Raw genomic sequence first — 13,459 nt, forward strand, 5'->3', positions numbered from 1 at the left:
CCGACCTGCAGCCACCATATCGCTGGCCCTACGCCCACAACTCACTGAACGAGACCTCGCTGCCGAGGATGTTCTCGGCAGCACGATGCCCCGAGCGCAGCGCCGCGGTCACGGTCGCCGGGTCCTCCGTCCAGGTCGTCTCCCCCGCGAGGTGCAGTACGCCGCCGACCGGCGTCGCCAGCACGTCGTGGTCTTCGGGGGTTGCCCCGGGCAGCATGTACGCGTAAGAACCACGGGAGAAGGGATCCTGCTGCCAGTCCGTCACCACCACGTGCTCGGGCACCTCGACGCGGTCGCCGTAGATTCCGCGCAGCGCAGAAAGCACCGAATCTGCGACCTGGTCGTCGCTCCAGTCCCGGATCATTTCGGCACAGGGGCCGGCCGCGAACGTCAACAGGGTCGGGGTGCCGTGCAGCGCGGTGAGGTCGTACCAGGAGTGCCACCATTTCCCGGCCTCCCCCTGCTGCCGGATGGCATAGACGCCCTCGTCCCAGAACCTCGTCGGGAAGCGCAGGAAGACCTTTTCGAAGTGGTTCATCTCGAGCCCCGAAATCGCCTGGGCGAGCCGCTGTGGCAGCGGGGGGTCGATGACGAAATCGTCCGACTTCAGCACCCCGATCGGCACCGTCACGACCGCGCGGGCCGCGCTGAACTCACCGCGGCTCGAGGCGACACGAATACCGTCGGCCGACCAGCTCACGCGGGAGACCTCGTGCTCGAGCCGAACGTCGAGCCCCGCGGCAAGCCTCGCGGCAAGCACGGCGAACCCCTCGGGGAAGACCACCTCGTCGCCGTCCACCGCGTCGTCGTCCAGGCCGTGTGCGTCGAGTCCGCTCGCCGACACCCCGTATTGTTCCTCCGAGCGGTGCCGCAGAAACTCGCGGACCCGCTCGGCTCGCGCGTCGCCCCAGCCGAGGCGCGCGAGCGTCGCCTCGATCGCATCGTCGTAGGTGCTGCCCGCGGACGAGGCCGCGATGGTGTCGGCGAGGTGCCGATCGCACTCCCGGACGTCGCCGGCGAAACGCGCCGCCGCCTCGTCGCTCAGGCGCTCGCCCGCGGGGCCGTAATACGCGATGGGTCGACCATCGGGCTGATAGCTACCGACCGTGAACTCGACCTCGCGCATGCCGAACGCCGAAACGACTTCCGCCAGCGGGTTGTCGTCAACACCGTGGATCCAGGAGGCGCCGCGATCAGTGATGTGCCCGTCACTGCGCTCGGTCCAGGTGCGGCCACCGATCCGGTCTCGCGCCTCAAGCACCAGCACTCGCTGACCCGCCCGCGCCAGTAGGCGCGCAGCGGTGAGACCCGAGACTCCCGCACCGACGATGATCGTATCGAAATCACTCATTGCACCCTCGCTCGCTCGAATTCCGCTTCAGCCTACTGGCGAATGTCAACGAGACTGATTCCGGGGCGCTCCCTGCCGGGCCGTGAATCCCACCAATTTCGACACGAGGCTCGCGGGGTTCGCCAGAATAGAGCCTCAGGCAGACACAACGTTTTTTCGAAGGGCGGCACCCGATGACCATTCCTCTCACCCGACACGTCGTGATTGCGGGAAGCTCGGGGCTCATCGGCTCGGCGCTCACCACGGCCCTCCGCGCTGACGGAATCACCGTCAGCCGCCTGGTGCGCCGCCCGGCGCGCGCACCCGACGAGGTCGAGTGGCTCACCTCCGGCAGCGCGCTCGCGCCAGAGACGCTCGCCGGCGCGATCGCAGTCGTCAATCTGTGCGGTGCGAGCATCGGACGTCTTCCGTGGACGCGGGCATACCAGGAAGAACTCCGCTCGTCCCGCCTGATCCCCACCCGCGCGCTCGCCACCGCGCTTCGCGCGCTCGGGCCTGAGGCGCCGGCATTCCTGTCAGCCTCGGCCGTCGGGTACTACGGCAATCGTCCCGGCGAGGAATTGAGCGAGGCCAGTGGGCAAGGGGACACCTACCTCGCGGAGCTCTGCGCTGAGTGGGAGCGTGAGGCACTCACCGCCGGCCCCGACGCTCGAGTCGTGCTCTTGCGCACCGCCCCCCTGCTGCATCGACGCGGGGTGTTGAAGCCCCTCATCGCCCTCACCGGGCTCGGCCTGGGCGGCCCGCTCGGCCCGGGCACCCAGGTGTGGCCGTGGATTTCGCTCGACGACGAGGTGAGGGCGATCCGACACCTCATCGACGGTCAGATCAGCGGGCCGGTCAACTTGAGCGGGCCCCTGCCAGCGACCGCGAACGAGATTGGTCGGGAACTTGCCCGCGCGATGCACCGCCCGTTCCTGCTCCCCGCTCCGAGCTGGGCGCTGCGGACCGCCCTCGGCCGCGCCGCGGCGGACTCGCTGCTCTTGCCCGACGCGCGGGTGCGTCCCGGAGCCCTCGAGACCTCGGGATTCGAGTTCACCCACCGCACCGCCGCAGAGGCGATTGCAGCGGCGCTCGCAGAGTAGGAGCGCCCTCCCGGGAGGAGTCCTTCCCGGCAGGACTCCTTGCCGGGAGCGGGGCACGGGCGTACCGTCGAAGCACGTCATCGGCGACGCACCCGCAAGGAGGACTGATGTCTGCTCGGTTTGTGTATTGGATGAATGTCTCGCTCGATCTGTATATCGGCGCAACCGCCGATGAAAACGGCGGCGGTGACTGGATGCGGATCGACGAGCCCCTGCACCGCGAGTTCAACCGGCGGGCGCGTGAGTTCTCGCTCGACATCTCGGGGCGCAAGGTCTACGAGATCATGGAGACGTACTGGCCCGACGCTCGAGACAACGAGTCGGAATCGGAGGTCATGCGCGAGTACGGCGAGATTTGGGTCACCACGCCGAAGATCCTCGTCTCACGCACCCGCACGAGCGCGGCGTACGACACACGCATCATCGGCGGGGACGACGCCATCGCACAACTCGCCGTCGTACGCGCCCAGTCGGAGGGCCGTATTGGGGTGGGCGGCGCCACGCTCGCGACTCAGCTGCTGCGCGAGCATCTGCTCGACGAGCTCATGCTTTTCACTCATCCAGCAGTGCTGGGTTCCGGACGTCCGCTCTTCGATTCCCTTGACGAACCGCTGGGACTCGACCTCATCGAACAGCAACGCTACGAAAATGGCGTCACACTGCATCGCTACAGCGTGCAGGGAGCGCTATGATTTAGCTAGCTTTTCTAGCAAAGAGATTGGGTGGCAAAATGCAGCCGAAACACAGTGCCGACCAGACGGTTCCCGCAACCGGGAATTCGAAGCCGCTGGGGCGCTGGATCAGGATCCTGCTCCCGACCGCCCTCATCCTGATCTGGCTCACCATGGCGGGCCTCGGCGGCCCACTCTTCGGCAAGATTGACGAGGTGTCGTCGAACGATCCCACCGCCTACCTGCCCACGTCGGCGGACGCGACCGAGGTGCGCGGGGCACTCGGCGGCTTCCTCGGCGACGACACCATTCCGGCGATCATCGTGTTCTCCTCGGAGACTCAGCTGAGCGACGAGCAGATCTCGGCCATCGACGAGGCCGTGACTTCGGCCACCGAGTCAGCGGAAATCTCGGAGGGTGCCTCGCCCGCGATTGTCTCCGAGGACGGCCTCGCCGCCCAGGTGTTCGTGCCGATCGATTCTGATGCCGACGTCGGCGAGGTGGTCCAGGCCCTCAGTGCGGCCCTGGACGAACAGCGTCCGGACGGCGTCGCAGTCGCAGTCACCGGCCCGGCAGGCTTTACCGCCGACCTCGTCGCGGGGTTCGCCGGTATCGACGGGATCCTGCTGCTCGTTGCCTTGCTGGCAGTGTTTGTCATCCTGATCGTGGTCTACCGCTCGCTCCTCCTGCCCGTCATTGTGCTGATGACCAGCCTGTTCGCCCTCTGCGTCGCACTCTTCACCGTGTGGCACCTCGCAAATGCGGGCGTGCTGCTGCTCAGCGGGCAGACCCAGGGAATCCTCTTCATCCTGGTCATCGGCGCCGCGACCGACTATTCGCTCCTCCTGGTGGCCAGGTTCCGCGAGGAATTGCGCGTCACCCACGACCGCGGCGGCGCGATCATCGCTGCGATGAAGGGGTCCGTCGAGCCCATCCTGGCCTCCGGCGGCACCGTGATCGCTGGCCTGCTCTGCCTCCTCCTGAGCGACCTCAAATCAAACAGCACGCTCGGCCCGGTGGCGTCGATCGGGATCATCTTCGCGATGCTCGCGGCGCTCACGCTGCTCCCCGCGCTCCTCTTCGCCTTTGGTCGCGCGGCCTTCTGGCCGCGTCGCCCGCACTTCGAGCCCGAGGTAGTGCGCGCCGAGAACGGCATGCCCACTCGCGGGCTCTGGCACTGGCTCGCGCAGACCATCAAGGCGCACCCGCGCCCGATCTGGATCATCACGACCCTCGTCCTCGCCGTCGGGGCGGTGGGGGTCACCCAACTGAACGCGCAGGGCGTACCGGGCTCGGACCTCGTGATCGGGCAGTCTGACGCGCGCGACGGCCAGGTGGTGCTCGGCGAGCACTTCCCCGGCGGATCGGGCAGCCCAGCGTACGTCTTGGTCGAGAAGGACAAGCTCCAGCAGACCGCCGACGTGCTGCTGAGCAACTCCGGCGTGGATGCCGTTTCGGTCACCAGCGACGACTCCCCGAGTGGGAGCGCCCCCGTGACCAGCGATGGTATCCAGGCATTCGGCCCTCCCGGAACGCCTGCCCCGGCTCCGACGGTCAGCGACGGACGCGTGCTGCTCCAGGCGACACTCACCGACGCCGCAGACTCTGCCGCCGCCGGCGAAACCGTCACGAGCCTGCGCGGGGAGCTCGAGGGAACCGGAGCGATCATTGGCGGAGTCACCGCGACCGCGGTCGACACCAACGAGGCGTCGATCCACGACCGCAACACCATCATCCCGATCATCCTGGCGGTGATCCTGCTGATCCTGATGCTGCTCCTGCGGTCGATCCTTGCGCCCGTACTGCTGATCCTCACCACGGTGTTGTCGTTCGGCACCGCGCTCGGCGTCTCGGCGCTCGTCTTCAACGGAATCTTCAAGTTCCCCGGGGCCGACCCGGCGGTGCCACTCTTCGGCTTCGTCTTCCTCGTCGCGCTCGGCATCGACTACAACATCTTCTTGATGACGCGCGTGCGCGAGGAGTCGAAGAAGCACGGCACCCGGGAGGGGATCCTGCGTGGTCTCGCGATCACCGGCGGCGTCATCACCTCGGCGGGCCTCGTGCTCGCAGCGACGTTCGCGGCCCTGTCGATCATCCCGATCCTGTTCCTCGTGCAAATCGCGTTCATCGTCGCCTTCGGCGTACTGCTCGACACCTTCGTCGTGCGGTCGCTGCTGGTTCCGGCACTCGCGACCGACATCGGCAAAGCGATCTGGTGGCCCTCCAAGCTCGCCAGAGAGGATGCGAAGTAACGCGCTAAGGCAGCCTCACGGTCACTCGCAGCCCGCCCTCGGGGCGGGCTGCCAGACCGAGCGTGCCGCCGAATCGATCGACGATCGCCGACACGATCGAGAGGCCCAACCCGTGGCCCGAGTGCGCCGACGAGGAGCGCCCTGATGCCCGTACGAACGGCTCGGTGAGCTGGGCCAAGTCGGCCTCGCTCAGCAAACGTCCGCTGTTCTCGACCTCGAGCGTCGCCCCTCGGCCCTCGCCGCCCGCGCGTGTGCGCACCGTGACGAACCCGCCGTCGGCCAGGTTGTGCCGAATCGCGTTTTGCACGAGATTCGCGACCAACTGGCGAGCGAGCACGGGTTCCCCCGCAAACGACGCGGGGGCGAGCTCTCGGTCGACGGAGACGCCACTCATCTCGGCATCGGGCGCGCACATCTCGACCGCTGCCGCAGCGCAGGCCGCCAGGTCAACCGGCTCTGGCGCCGGGGACGATGACTCGATCCGGGCCAATTCGAGAAGCGCCTGGGCCGTCTCGATGCTGCGCTCGTTCATCAGGCGTAATCGGTCAAACACCTCGCGATCTTGAGGCTCCGAACGCTGCGCGATGGCCACATCGAGCATGGCCCGCGTCGTCGCAAGCGGCGTCAGCAGCTCATGCGACGCGTTCGAAGCGAACCGTCTCGACGCCGTAAACGAGCGTTCCAGCTGTTCGAGCATGTGGTCGAAGTTTCCGGCGAGCTCGGTGATCTCGTCGCGCGGGCCCTCGAGCCGCACCCGCTGGCGCAGATCTCCCCCGGCGGCCTGCCGCGCGGAACCGTTGAGATACTGCAGCGGCTTGAGCATGCGCCCGGCGACCGCCCAGCCCACCCAGACCCCCGCCAGCGCGAGCAGGACCAACACGATGGCCGAAATCACGAGCAGCAGATTCAACAGCTCGTCCGTGGACGCGACCACCAGTTCGCTCGCCGGGGTCGTGAGCGCCGCGACCTCGGCCCCCTCGGGGGCAACCGGGACCGGGGTGGCGGGCACCGACGCTGCCGGTGTGAACGCGTAGGTAGGCACGAAGCGCATGAACGCGTAGATCAGCGCCAGCATGACGATGCCCGAACCGGTCAGCAGCGCCGAATACGTGAGCGCGAGCCGCGCGCGTACGGTGACCCGGTAGCGCCGAATCTCACCGTCGCGGGCTGCGTGCTCAGCGTTCTGGCGTGATGGCATAGCCGGCCCCCGAGATCGTCGTAATGAGGCTGGGGTCACCGAGCTTTCGACGCAGCGAGCTCAGCGTGACTTTCACCGTGTGGGTAAACGGGTTCGCGTGTTCGTCCCAGGCCTTCTCGAGCAGCGTTTCGGCGCTCACCACTCCGCCGTCGGCGCGGAGCAGCAGCTCAAGCACGGCGAACTCCTTCGGCGTGAGCTGCACCGGCCGACCGCCGACCGATACATCCCTGCGAAACGGGTCAAGCCTGATTCCCCGCCGCTCGAGTACCGGGGGCAGCTTGGTGAAGCGGCGCCGCCCCAGGGCGCGCAGGCGCGCGATCAGCTCGGGAAATTCGAAGGGCTTAGCGAGGTAGTCGTCGGCGCCGAGCTCGAAGCCATCTACCCGGTCTTCGAGGCCGCCCGCGGCGGTCAGCATCAGGATCGCGGGGCTCTCCGGATTCTCGGCAAGCACGCGGCACACCTCGTCACCGTGAACCTCAGGAATGTCGCGGTCAAGCACGACGGCGTCGTAATCGTTGACCTCCACTGCGGCGAGGGCCGCAGCTCCGTCTCCGACAATGTCGGCGGCAATCGACTCCATTTCCAGGCGCGCTCGGATTGCGTCGGCAAGAAACTCCTCGTCCTCGACGATCAGTACGCGCATGTATCTCCGCTCAGTTGGGCGGGCAGCCCCGCTTGATCGTGCAAGTCAAACAGATGCAGGGTCTGAGAAAGGTAAACGTGCCTCCTTTACTTTTTTCGAACCGGGTTGCTGCTGAACTGAAGTTTGCCCGGCGCTTTGGCCGTGGCGTGAGTCAAGGAGTCAGCCATGAAGTTTTCTTCCCCACGCGGCACCCGCCGCAGCATCGCCCAGTTCGCCGCAGCAGCAGCCGGAGCAGCCCTCTTGCTCGGACTCACCGCGTGCGCTCCGGTGGGCGAGGAAGACGTACAGCTCAAGACCGCCGACTTCGAGACCGCCCTGATCGATTGGCGCGATCAGATGGACGGCTGCATGCTCGACGCCGGATTCGATATGACCCCAACGGGCGGCGACAGCGAGAGCACGGGCACGATCGACACCTCACAGTTCGACATGGTCGAGTTCGAGAAGGAGTACGCGGCCTGCACGAAGCAGGTCGGCGAGGCGCCCGTCGACGAGAGCCTGCCGACCGAGGACGAGATGTTCGAGACGCAGCTGATCTTCGCGCAGTGCATGCGTGAGGCCGGCTACGACTACCCCGACCCGGTACGGGGCTCGGGCGGCATGACGCAGGCGTTCGGATCCGAAACCAACCCGGACGACATCGACACGTGCTCGGCACAGGCGGAAGCCGGAGCCCAGCAGTGAGCGACGCAGAGTCCGTGATCCCCAGTGAACCCCGGAACACCAGAAAGCGCAGGATCCTGCTGGCCTCGCTCGGCGTCCTCGCCGTGGCGGCGATCGCGGCCACCGTCCTGCTGGTGCAGCGCCCGGCGAGCTCGGGAACGAAGAAAGATACCGTCGCGGTGCAGACTGCCACCGTCACACGGGGCGATCTCACCGAGCAGATCCGCACCCAGGGCAAGCTCGGATTCGCGAGCCCGCGTGACCTCGGCACGCAGCTTCCGGGCACCGTCACGGGGCTGCCCCCGGTCGGGTCCGGGGTGGTCTCTGGTGGCGAGCTCTTCCGCATCGACAACGCCCCGGTCATCTTGATGCACGGCGAGCTCCCGGTGTGGCGCTCGTTCGCATCTGGCATGAGTAGCGGCGCCGACGTTGCACAGCTCGAGCGAAACCTCGCGGCCCTCGGATTCTTCGGATTCGACGCGGACGAGAAGTTCAACTGGGACACCCAGCAGGCGATCATGCAGTGGCAAAAGTCCCTGGACATTGAGCAGACGGGAAGCATCGAGCTCGGCCGAATTGTCTTCGCTCCAGGCGATGTTCGCGTGCAGGCGTCAAAAGCTGTCGTCGGTGATGCGGCGAGCGCCGTGATCATTTCAGTGACCGGCGGCGCGAAGGTGGTTGAGGTCTTCATCGATCCGGCCCAGCAGCCCCTCGCTCCGGTCGGCGCACAGGTGAAGATCACGCTTCCCGGCGGCGCCGAGACCACCGGGACCGTGTCGAATGTCGGCGCCCCTGTTGAACGCGAGGGGGCAAACGGGAAGGCCGTCAAGGTGCCCCTCACCCTTACGCTCGACGATCCGGCCGCGGCCGAGGGCCTCGACAACATCACCGTGACGGCGCTGCTCACTCAGGTGAAGGGCAGCGACCTGCTGCTCGTGCCGGTGGTCGCGCTGCTCGCCCAGCCGGGCGGAGGCTTCGCCGTCGAGGTGCAGCTGAAGCAGCCGGCCAAGGATGGCGCAACGTCCGAGCTCGTCCCGATTGAGCTGGGGGCGTTCGCCGATGGTCAGGTCGAAGTCACTGGGGGCAAGCTGCAGGCAGGCGACACCGTCGTGGTGGCCAAGTGACCGCCGCAATCGTCGAGCTCTCCGGGGTCACACGAAGTTATGGCTCGCCTCCGACCGTCGCGCTGAACTCGGTGGACCTCCGTATCGACGAGGGCGAGATGCTCGCCATCGTCGGCCCCAGCGGCTCCGGCAAGTCGACCATGCTGAACATCATCGGTTCGCTCGACCGGGCGTCGAATGGCCAGACCGTGATCGCCGGGCAGGACGTGGGCGACCTCAGCGACACCGAGCTGTCGGCACTTCGCGCCTACACAATCGGGTTCGTGTTTCAGCAGTTTCACCTGTCGGAGGGCGTCACCGCCCTCGACAATGTCGCGATGGGACTCCTGTACACGGGGGTTCCGCAGGCCGAGCGCCGCCTCCGCGCCGAGGCCGCGCTCACGCGGGTCGGTCTCGGTGATCGACTACGCCACCTCCCGAACCAGCTCTCTGGCGGCGAGCGCCAACGCGTGGCGATTGCGCGTGCGGTCGTCGGCGCGCCCCGCCTGTTGCTCGCGGACGAGCCCACCGGCAGCCTCGACACGAAGTCGGGGGCGGAGGTCATGCGCATCCTCACCGAGCTCCACCACGACGGGACCACCGTGGTCGTCATCACGCACGACCAGGATCTGGCCGCCAGCATGCCCCGTCGAGTGCGCATCAGCGACGGCGCAATTGTCGCCGATGAGCGCGGCCAGTCAGAGACGGAGGCAGCCGCATGAGCGCCATCACGCGCTCCCGCCTGCGCGCCCGCGACCTCTTGACGCTCGGGTTTCACGGGTTGCGCGCACGCCCCATGCGGGCCGTGCTGTCCTCGCTCGGCATTGCGATCGGCATTGCCGCGATGGTGTCGGTCATCGGCATCTCGACGTCGAGCCAGGCGCGGGTGCAGGAAGAGTTGTCCAAGCTCGGCACGAATCTGCTCACGGTCACCGGGGGCACCGACATCATCGGTCAGCCGGCGCCGCTTTCCCGGGAGGCGCTGTCGCAGATTCGGCGTCTGCCCAACGTGCTCCAGGCGAGCTCGACCGGCACGATCAAGGACGTGTTCGTGTTCCGCAGCGCCGAGATCGATCGCTCAGCCACGGGCGGGCTCTCGGTCGCGGCCGCAGACCTTAACCTGCTCCAAGCGACTGGCGCGACCCTCCTGTTCGGCAACTGGCTGAACGACGCGACGGCGAAGTACCCCGTAGTCGTGCTCGGCCGAACGACTGCCGAGCGCCTCGGCGTGCAGACGCCAGGCACGCTGGTCACCCTCGGCGAGCAACAGTTTGCCGTCGCAGGGGTGCTCGACTTCTCGCCCCTCGCTCCCGAACTCGACTCGATGGCGCTGATCGGCGAGCCGATCGCCACAGAGCTCTTTAGTTACGACGGCAGTCCGAGCACGATCTACGAGCGCTCGACCGACGAAGCGGTGGCCGAGGTGCGGGGGCTGCTTCCGCCCACCATCAACCCGCAGGCTCCGAGCGAGGTCAAGGTGAGCCGCCCGTCCGATGCGCTCGCTGCACAAAACACCGTCGATCAGGCGTTCACCGGACTGCTCATCGGCGTGGGATCGATCGCGCTGCTCGTCGGCGGTATCGGCGTCGCGAACACCATGGTGATCACGGTGCTGGAACGGCGTCGCGAGATCGGGTTGCGCCGGGCCCTCGGCGCGACGAAGCGACACATCCGACTACAGTTCCTATTCGAAGCCATGCTGCTGTCGGCATATGGCGGTTTCGCCGGCGCGATCCTGGGTTGGGTCATTACGGCTATCGCAGCCGGGGCGAATGGCTGGAAGCTCGCCATTCCGCCGGCGGTGCTCGTCGCCGCGGTGGGCGTGACGATTGCTGTGGGCGCGATTGCGGGGCTGCTCCCGGCAATTCGCGCGGCGAACACCTCCCCCACTGCCGCGCTCAACGCGTAGTACGCGGCCCGGATCCTGCCCCTCCGCTGCCCCGCAGGGGCAGGCTCCCAGCTGTGCGCCAGCGCTAGAGCGCGATCCCGTGCCCGAACGGAAACAGCGGGTCCTTCGTGTCCGAGGGCACGTCGGGCCGGTTCGCCTCGACCGCGGCCATGCTCGACGGCAGCTCGAACGGCAAGCGTCCCTGGGCGGTGGCGTCGCCGAAGAGCACGTCGAGCACCGCCTCCTGCGCGGCACCAAAGTCCGCGACCAGCGCCGCCTTGCCCACGAACGGGGTAAGAATCGCCGGACGATCCAGATACACGACCAGCACGGTCGGCACCCGGCCCGCGATCGCGGTGACGCGCGCAATCTCTTCCTCCTCAAACGCGAGCGAGCCCTGGTGGAAGAAGCTCTCGAAGCCCGGGCGAGGCTCGAACGGCGCCGAGAGGCGCAGGATCGCAACGTCCGCATCGTCCGGGTTCTGCACTGCCACGCCGAACGGGGCCAGCGCTTCTTCGGCGAATCCCTCCGCGAAGATCCGCACCCCCTTGGGCAGCGGCAGCTCGGGGGTCTCATCACCATGAGCGAGCACGGTGAGGGCGGCACGCTGCGCCTGCGCTCCCTGCGCGACGAAATCCGCGTTCCCCACGATGCGCTCCGCAGCGTCCTCGTCGACAAACGGCGAATCGAACAGGCCGAGCACGAACTTCTCGCGCAGCAAGCGCCGCGCCGACTGGTCGAGCCGCGCCTCGTCAATGCGGCCACCGCGCACCAGCTCCACGAGGAGCTCGGGGAGGGCTTCGCCGCCGAACTGGTCGACACCGGCCTCGATCACCTTAAGCATCCGCTCTGCAATAGGGAGGTGCTCGACGCCCCAGGCACGAGCAGGGAACGGCACCCCCAGAACCTCGTCGTCGCTGAGCAGTCCCCAGTCCGTGCAGACAATGCCGTCGAATCCGAATCGCTCGCGGGCGAGGCCAGTGATGACCGACTTGTTGAACCCGAAGCCGACCTCCTCGTATTCGGTGCCCACCGGCATGCCGTAGTACGGCATGATCTGGCTCGTGCCTGCCTCAAAGGCAGCGAGGAACGGCTTGAGGTGATACTCGAAGTTTCCTCCGGGGTAGACCTGCTCGCGGCCGTGCGCGAAGTGCGGGTCTTCCCCGCCCTGCTGCGGCCCTCCCCCGGGGAAATGCTTCGTCATGGTCGCGACTGATTCGGGGCCGAGCGCGGCGCCCTGAAAGCCTCGAATGTAGGCGGCCCCGAGCTTTGAGGTCAGCTCGGCATTCTCGCCGAAGGTGCCGTTCTGGCGACCCCATCGAGGCTCGGTGGCGAGGTCAATCTGGGGGTGGAGGGCGACTCTCAGGCCGACCGCGGCATATTCCTGGCGCGCGATGTCGGCGAACGTTTCCATGAGGCGGTCGTCTCCGATCGCCCCGAACCCAAGTGTCTCCGGCCACTGTGAGAACGGGCCGGCCAGGATCGAGGCGCCCGGGTTTTCCGAGAAGTGGTGCCTCGGGTCAGTCGACAGGGTCACCGGAATTCCGAGCCGGGTCGATGCGGCCAGCCGCTGCACCGCGTTGTGCCACTCGGCAAACTCTCGCCCGGACGGCGCCGCGCCGAGCACATTGAAGTGCGTCATGCCCTGGTCGAGCACGAGCTTCGTCGTGGACGGTACGGGCATCACGGGATTTTCGGCTTCAATTTCGCCCCTGCTTCCCGGGGCGATCATGGTGTGAAAGCAGAGCCCCGCTTTCTCCTCGAGCGTCATCTGTCCGAGCAGGATCTCGACACGCTTCGACACGGGAATCGTGGAATCTCGATAGCGATCATCGACGGGTGGCTGCGGTTGATCTATTGCATTCATGAGCGCTCCTTTGTGCCGCCGGAAGTCTCAAAACAGTACCGCGCTCAGTTTTGACCGTCAAGGATGAGACGTGTTCTAGGCTGACACCATGGCAGCACGAGGTTCATACGCGAAAGGCATCGCAAAGCGCGACGAGATTCTCACGACCGCGCTCGAGGTGATCGCCACAAACGGGTATCGCAAGACAACCATCCGCGAGCTTGCGACCGCTGTGAATCTCAGCCAGACCGGCCTGTTGCACTACTTCGGCACCAAGGAGGACCTCTTTATTGAGGTGCTCCGCAAGCGTGACGAGGTCGATTCAGCCATGTTCGGCGGCAGTTTTGGGCAGATCGACGCGAGTGCGAACATCATCGACGTCTTCATGCAGGTCATCCAGCACAACACCGAGGTTCCGGGGCTCGTGCACCTCTACACGCAATTTGCCTCAGAGGCGTCCGAGCCAGGCCACCCCGCACACCAGTACTTTCTCGAGCGCTCGGAAAAACTCAGGTCAACATTCTCCGGGGCGATTCGTGCACAGCAGGACAACGGGACGCTCGCAGACTCCATTGATGCAGATCGCGTGGCCACACTCCTCATGTCGGCGAGCGACGGCCTGCAGGTGCAGTGGCTCCTCGACCCGTCGGTGGACATGATCTCGCACATTTCGCTGCTCTGGGCAAGCCTCACCCGCCCCTAACCGCAGCCGCGCCGACTGCCAGGTGCCATGCAGCCCAGTCGCTTGCACTCTAAAACCGA

The 13,459-nt window shown here is 66.8% G+C and carries 12 protein-coding genes; 8 read left to right on the forward strand and 4 right to left on the reverse strand.

Going from position 1 to position 13,459, the window contains the following annotated elements; translation table 11 throughout:
• Positions 1-28: 28 nt before the first annotated feature.
• Positions 29-1,351: a flavin monoamine oxidase family protein gene (locus KOE53_RS04195; protein ID WP_188057495.1), complete on the reverse strand. Its 1,323-nt coding sequence runs from the start codon at positions 1,349-1,351 to the stop codon at positions 29-31.
• 173 nt (positions 1,352-1,524) lie between these two features.
• Here KOE53_RS04195 and KOE53_RS04200 point away from each other — a divergent pair, with 173 nt between their 5' ends.
• The 3 genes from KOE53_RS04200 (at position 1,525) to KOE53_RS04210 (ending at position 5,356) form a co-directional block, all read left to right on the forward strand.
• On the forward strand, positions 1,525-2,433 hold the full coding sequence (locus KOE53_RS04200) for a TIGR01777 family oxidoreductase (RefSeq protein WP_188057496.1): 909 nt from the start codon (positions 1,525-1,527) through the stop codon (positions 2,431-2,433).
• Positions 2,434-2,540: 107 nt separating this feature from the next.
• Complete coding sequence (locus KOE53_RS04205) at positions 2,541-3,125, forward strand: dihydrofolate reductase family protein (RefSeq protein WP_188057497.1); 585 nt, start codon at positions 2,541-2,543, stop codon at positions 3,123-3,125.
• 38 nt (positions 3,126-3,163) lie between these two features.
• Complete coding sequence (locus KOE53_RS04210; protein ID WP_188044303.1) at positions 3,164-5,356, forward strand: MMPL family transporter; 2,193 nt, start codon at positions 3,164-3,166, stop codon at positions 5,354-5,356.
• A gap of 4 nt (positions 5,357-5,360) precedes the next feature.
• On the opposite strand, the gene KOE53_RS04215 is transcribed toward KOE53_RS04210, so the two are convergent.
• Together KOE53_RS04215 and KOE53_RS04220 are read right to left on the reverse strand one after the other, a co-directional pair.
• Positions 5,361-6,554 (reverse strand): sensor histidine kinase, encoded by a 1,194-nt coding sequence (locus tag KOE53_RS04215; RefSeq protein ID WP_188057498.1) that lies wholly within the window; start codon positions 6,552-6,554, stop codon positions 5,361-5,363.
• On the reverse strand, positions 6,532-7,197 hold the full coding sequence (locus tag KOE53_RS04220) for a response regulator transcription factor (RefSeq protein ID WP_188044305.1): 666 nt from the start codon (positions 7,195-7,197) through the stop codon (positions 6,532-6,534). The genes KOE53_RS04215 and KOE53_RS04220 overlap by 23 nt, the downstream gene beginning before the upstream one ends.
• 165 nt (positions 7,198-7,362) lie before the next feature.
• Here KOE53_RS04220 and KOE53_RS04225 point away from each other — a divergent pair, with 165 nt between their 5' ends.
• From KOE53_RS04225 to KOE53_RS04240, 4 genes are read left to right on the forward strand one after another with little or no spacing between them, the layout of a single operon-like run.
• Positions 7,363-7,881: a hypothetical protein gene (locus KOE53_RS04225; protein WP_188057499.1), complete on the forward strand. Its 519-nt coding sequence runs from the start codon at positions 7,363-7,365 to the stop codon at positions 7,879-7,881.
• Positions 7,878-8,984: a peptidoglycan-binding protein gene (locus KOE53_RS13780; RefSeq protein WP_188057500.1), complete on the forward strand. Its 1,107-nt coding sequence runs from the start codon at positions 7,878-7,880 to the stop codon at positions 8,982-8,984. The genes KOE53_RS04225 and KOE53_RS13780 overlap by 4 nt, the downstream gene beginning before the upstream one ends.
• The gene (locus KOE53_RS04235) at positions 8,981-9,685 is read left to right on the forward strand and encodes an ABC transporter ATP-binding protein (protein ID WP_188057501.1); all 705 of its coding nucleotides are present in this window, start codon (positions 8,981-8,983) and stop codon (positions 9,683-9,685) included. Before KOE53_RS13780 ends, KOE53_RS04235 begins: the two co-directional genes overlap by 4 nt.
• Complete coding sequence (locus KOE53_RS04240; RefSeq protein WP_188057502.1) at positions 9,682-10,872, forward strand: ABC transporter permease; 1,191 nt, start codon at positions 9,682-9,684, stop codon at positions 10,870-10,872. Before KOE53_RS04235 ends, KOE53_RS04240 begins: the two co-directional genes overlap by 4 nt.
• A 64-nt stretch (positions 10,873-10,936) precedes the next feature.
• Here the strand turns inward: KOE53_RS04240 and KOE53_RS04245 are convergent, their stop codons facing one another.
• Positions 10,937-12,718 (reverse strand): glycoside hydrolase family 3 protein, encoded by a 1,782-nt coding sequence (locus KOE53_RS04245; protein ID WP_188057503.1) that lies wholly within the window; start codon positions 12,716-12,718, stop codon positions 10,937-10,939.
• 88 nt (positions 12,719-12,806) lie between these two features.
• Between KOE53_RS04245 and KOE53_RS04250 the strand changes: the two genes are divergently transcribed.
• Positions 12,807-13,400 carry a TetR/AcrR family transcriptional regulator gene (locus tag KOE53_RS04250; protein ID WP_188057504.1) on the forward strand — a complete coding sequence of 198 codons (594 nt, stop codon included), beginning with the start codon at positions 12,807-12,809 and terminating at the stop codon, positions 13,398-13,400.
• Positions 13,401-13,459 lie beyond the last annotated feature (59 nt).

Origin of the sequence: Leucobacter sp. CX87 (assembly GCF_018682295.1) — a bacterium.
Taxonomy (GTDB): domain Bacteria; phylum Actinomycetota; class Actinomycetes; order Actinomycetales; family Microbacteriaceae; genus Cx-87.

What these genes read in the sequence shown, in the direction of transcription:
- KOE53_RS04215 (WP_188057498.1), bottom strand. Translation starts at nt 6,554, where the DNA reads ATGCCATCACGCCAGAACGCTGAGCACGCAGCCCGCGACGGTGAGATT.
- KOE53_RS04195 (WP_188057495.1), bottom strand. Translation starts at nt 1,351, where the DNA reads ATGAGTGATTTCGATACGATCATCGTCGGTGCGGGAGTCTCGGGTCTC.
- KOE53_RS04245 (WP_188057503.1), bottom strand. Translation starts at nt 12,718, where the DNA reads ATGAATGCAATAGATCAACCGCAGCCACCCGTCGATGATCGCTATCGA.
- KOE53_RS04205 (WP_188057497.1), top strand. Translation starts at nt 2,541, where the DNA reads ATGTCTGCTCGGTTTGTGTATTGGATGAATGTCTCGCTCGATCTGTAT.
- KOE53_RS04250 (WP_188057504.1), top strand. Translation starts at nt 12,807, where the DNA reads ATGGCAGCACGAGGTTCATACGCGAAAGGCATCGCAAAGCGCGACGAG.
- KOE53_RS04240 (WP_188057502.1), top strand. Translation starts at nt 9,682, where the DNA reads ATGAGCGCCATCACGCGCTCCCGCCTGCGCGCCCGCGACCTCTTGACG.
- KOE53_RS04210 (WP_188044303.1), top strand. Translation starts at nt 3,164, where the DNA reads ATGCAGCCGAAACACAGTGCCGACCAGACGGTTCCCGCAACCGGGAAT.
- KOE53_RS04220 (WP_188044305.1), bottom strand. Translation starts at nt 7,197, where the DNA reads ATGCGCGTACTGATCGTCGAGGACGAGGAGTTTCTTGCCGACGCAATC.
- KOE53_RS04225 (WP_188057499.1), top strand. Translation starts at nt 7,363, where the DNA reads ATGAAGTTTTCTTCCCCACGCGGCACCCGCCGCAGCATCGCCCAGTTC.
- KOE53_RS04200 (WP_188057496.1), top strand. Translation starts at nt 1,525, where the DNA reads ATGACCATTCCTCTCACCCGACACGTCGTGATTGCGGGAAGCTCGGGG.